This is a genomic window from Arthrobacter sp. H14 (assembly GCF_000520495.1).
Taxonomy (GTDB): domain Bacteria; phylum Actinomycetota; class Actinomycetes; order Actinomycetales; family Micrococcaceae; genus Arthrobacter_C.
The window spans coordinates 41,816-44,868 of the sequence record NZ_KI914697.1; the positions used below are offsets into that span (position 1 = coordinate 41,816).

Consider the following 3,053-nt stretch of genomic DNA (forward strand, 5'->3'; position numbering starts at 1 on the left):
CGGTCCGGTTCAACTCGCCGGAAAGGTGGACGTCCACCGGCAGGTCCACCGCCAATCCGTTCCCGCACAGGGCCGCAGCTATGGCAGTCTTATCTTTATGGCCAAACGCTGAACCCAGACGCGGCGGCCATCGCAACCATTACTGAAAACACCGGGAGTATTCGTGGAGTCACACGACGTTCAGGACGACCTCAAGCACGTTCTGTACAGCAAGGAAGAGATCCAGCAGCGGGTGGCCGAGCTCGCTGCGCGGATCGACGAGGACTACGAGGGCCGCGATCTGCTCATTGTCGGGGTGCTCAAAGGTGCCGTGATGATCATGGCGGACCTGGCCCGGGCGCTTCACAGCCACGTGAGCATGGACTGGATGGCCGTGTCCTCGTACGGCTCCGGGACCCAGTCCTCCGGTGTGGTGCGGATCCTGAAGGACCTCGATACCGACCTCAGCGGCAAGAACGTGCTGATTGTCGAGGACATTATCGACTCCGGCCTGACTCTGTCCTGGCTCAAGACCAACCTGATCTCGCGCGGACCGGCGTCGGTGGAAATCTGCGCCCTGCTGCGCAAGCCTGAGGCCGCCAAAGTGGACATTGACGTCAAGTACGTCGGCTATGATATCCCGAACGAATTTGTCGTCGGTTACGGGCTGGACTTTGCGGAGAAGTACCGCAACCTGGACTTCGTCGGCACCCTCGCGCCGCACGTCTACGAGTAACTGTCCCGCTTCGGGACGCCATGGCCCGCGGGGTTGTACGCTTTCAGGGAACTATTGCGCTCAGCTATGCGTGAGTCATGGGTAACGGTGTATAGCTAGATGCGTACACGTGAGCACATGTACGCACTTTTTACCAGGAGGGACGGGGCCGCAGCCCTGAGCAAATGAACTTCAAGAAAATCTTCAAAGGTCCGGTTATCTGGATCGTGCTGGGTGTCGCCGTACTCCTGCTCATTTTCCCCACGTTCTCCGGGGGCGGCGCGACGCGGGTTGACACCAATGTGGGTCTGCAGCTGCTCGAAGATGACCGGGTGGAGCAGGCGAAGATTTACGACGGCGAGCAGCGCGTTGATCTGACTCTGCGCGATGATTACGTGGTCGACGGCGAGAACATGGGCGAGAGCGTCCAGTTCTTCTTTGTGACGGCCCGCGGCGATGAGGTCGTCGAGGCTGTCAGTTCCTCCGACGTCGACGGCTTCACTGACCAGCCGGTGGAGAGCAACTGGTTTACCGGCATCCTCGGGCTTATGCTGCCGATCCTGATCCTCGGCTTGATCTTCTGGTTCCTGCTGTCCCGTATGCAGGGCGGCGGATCGAAGGTGATGCAGTTCGGCAAGTCCAAGGCCAAGCTGATCTCCAAGGACATGCCGCAGGTGACCTTCGTCGATGTGGCCGGCGCTGAAGAGGCTGTCGAAGAGCTGCACGAGATCAAGGACTTCCTGCAGGAGCCGGAGAAATTCCAGGCCGTCGGCGCCAAGATCCCCAAGGGCGTGCTCCTTTACGGCCCTCCGGGAACCGGTAAAACCCTGCTGGCCCGCGCCGTTGCCGGTGAGGCCGGCGTTCCGTTCTACTCGATTTCCGGTTCGGACTTCGTCGAGATGTTCGTCGGTGTCGGTGCGTCCCGTGTGCGCGACCTGTTCGAGCAGGCGAAGACCAATGCTCCGGCCATCATCTTCGTTGACGAGATCGACGCCGTCGGCCGCCACCGTGGTGCCGGCGTTGGCGGTGGTAATGACGAGCGTGAGCAGACGCTGAACCAGCTGCTGGTCGAGATGGACGGTTTTGATGTCAAGACCAATGTCATCCTGATCGCCGCCACCAACCGACCTGACGTGCTGGATCCGGCGTTGCTTCGTCCGGGCCGTTTCGACCGGCAGATCACCGTGGAGGCCCCCGACATGCTGGGCCGCACGCAGATCCTGGAAGTCCACGCCAAGGGCAAACCGATGGCCCAGGGCGTCGACCTGCGCTCGGTTGCCAAGCGCACCCCCGGCTTCACCGGGGCGGACCTGGCCAACGTGCTCAACGAGGCCGCGCTGCTGACCGCCCGATCCAACGCACAGCTGATCGACGACCGTGCCCTGGACGAGGCGATCGACCGCGTGATCGCCGGCCCCCAGAAGCGCAGCCGCGTGATGAAGGAACTCGAGCGGAAGCTCACGGCCTACCACGAGGGTGGCCACGCCCTGGTCGCCGCGGCCCTGCGCAACACCGATCCGGTCACCAAAGTCACCATCCTGCCGCGTGGCCGGGCGCTCGGCTACACCATGGTGCTGCCCGCGGACGATAAGTACTCCACCACCCGCAATGAGCTGCTCGACCAGCTCGCCTACGCCATGGGCGGCCGCGTCGCGGAGGAAATCGTCTTCCACGACCCGACCACCGGTGCCTCCAACGACATCGAGAAGGCCACCTCAATGGCCCGCAAGATGATCACCCAGTACGGCATGAGCGAGAAGATCGGCGCCGTCCAGCTAGGATCCGGCGGCGGCGAACCGTTTATGGGCCGGGATATGAGCCATGAGCGGAACTACTCCGAGGAGCTCGCTTCCGTCGTCGATGAAGAGGTCCGCCGGCTGATCGACAACGCCCATGACGAGGCCTGGGGCATCCTGAACGAGAACCGCGACGTGCTGGACCGGCTGGCGCTGGAACTGCTGGAGCGCGAAACGCTGAACCAGGCAGAGATTGCCGACCTGTTCCGGGATGTCCGCAAGCGGGATCTGCGCGAGGTCTGGCTCTCCAAGGACAGTCGCCCGGTTTCGGACATTCCGCCGGTGATAACTCCGGCCGAACGGGCTCAGGCCGAGGCCGACGGAGAGCCGGATCCGGTGACTGTTCCGCCGCAGGACCAGGCCGCCAACGCGAACATGCCGCAGCCATACGATCCGCCGGCCGGCGACTCCGCCGGTCATCCCGGTCCCGGACCGAGCCAGGGCGAGACGCCGCCGGATACCCGTCCGCCGCACGGTGATGACACACCGCGCTCCGGTTCCGGTTCCAGCGACGGATCGCAGGCCGGCAGCTAAGACCTGCCACCCGGCCGCCGGACCCTCAG

2 protein-coding genes are annotated in these 3,053 nt (G+C 63.6%); both read left to right on the top strand.

What is annotated here, in order from left to right; genetic code table 11:
- Positions 1–163 precede the first annotated feature (163 nt).
- A complete protein-coding gene (gene hpt / locus Y707_RS0120140) occupies positions 164–715 on the top strand; it encodes a hypoxanthine phosphoribosyltransferase (protein WP_026536400.1) in 552 nt (183 codons plus the stop codon).
- 164 nt (positions 716–879) lie between these two features.
- On the top strand, positions 880–3,024 hold the full coding sequence (gene ftsH / locus Y707_RS27900; RefSeq protein WP_081745038.1) for an ATP-dependent zinc metalloprotease FtsH: 2,145 nt from the start codon (positions 880–882) through the stop codon (positions 3,022–3,024).
- The last annotated feature ends 29 nt before the right edge of the window (positions 3,025–3,053 follow it).